Origin of the sequence: Hymenobacter glaciei, from assembly GCF_039539585.1 — a bacterium.
In the GTDB taxonomy this organism is placed as follows: domain Bacteria; phylum Bacteroidota; class Bacteroidia; order Cytophagales; family Hymenobacteraceae; genus Hymenobacter; species Hymenobacter glaciei.
This window is the reverse complement of the sequence record NZ_BAABDK010000042.1, coordinates 1-760: the sequence shown is the minus strand read 5'-3', so window position 1 is coordinate 760 and position 760 is coordinate 1. Positions and strand designations below refer to the sequence as shown.

Sequence of the window (760 nt, the reverse complement as noted above, 5' to 3'; positions counted from 1 at the left end):
TCCGGTCTTGGATGAGGCCGCGCGGGCGTCGCTGGAACACGCCCACAAAACAAGTTTAAATGCGGCCGTGCGGCGGCGCGCTCACCTGATTTTGCTCAAGGCCGCCGGCCGCACTTCGCACGACGTAGGACAAATTGTGGGCCTATGCGACGTGAGCGTGAACAGTTGGGTCAAACGCTACCAACAAGAAGGGCTTGCGGGCCTGAACACGAAGCCCGGACGCGGCCGAAAGCCGCTGTTGCGTGTGGCCCGCGATGAAGTCGCCGTGCGTGAGGCGGTGCAGGCCAACCGCCAGCGTATCGCCCTGGCCAAGGCCGAATGGGAGGCACAAAGAGCCCCCGGCAGCCCCGCGGTGGGGCGCGACACGTTCCGCGCTTTTTTAAAAGCCTTGGTGGCCGGTACAAACGCATCCGCCGTCGGCTGAAGGGCAAACCCGACCCCGTGCCCTATGCTGCTCAACACGAGCGGTTAGGCGAACTCGAACGCCTGTGCCGCGCCGGCGAGTTGACGCTGCTCTACGGTGATGAGTCGCACGTGTGCAGCGAAGGGTATGTGCCCTACGGGTGGCAATTCCCCGGTGAAACCGTGTTTGTGGCGGCTCAAAAAGGGTTTCGGCTCAACTGTTGGGGCCTGTTTGGCCGCGACAACCAGTGCCACTGGGCCACGACCACCACCACCATCGCGGCCGCCTTTGTGGTCGAACAACTGGACCGGTTGTCGCTGCTCACCAAAGGCCCGACGGTGGTGGTACTCGATAACG

2 protein-coding genes are annotated in these 760 nt (G+C 63.6%); both read left to right on the top strand.

Going from position 1 to position 760, the window contains the following annotated elements; all coding sequences use genetic code 11:
• Window positions 1–424: helix-turn-helix domain-containing protein (locus ABD837_RS24885; protein WP_345060054.1), on the top strand; the 424-nt coding region annotated here is incomplete at its 5' end.
• Window positions 425–441: 17 nt separating this feature from the next.
• Window positions 442–760, top strand: a 319-nt coding sequence (locus ABD837_RS24880) for a transposase (RefSeq protein WP_345060050.1), incomplete at its 3' end; no start/stop codon positions are given.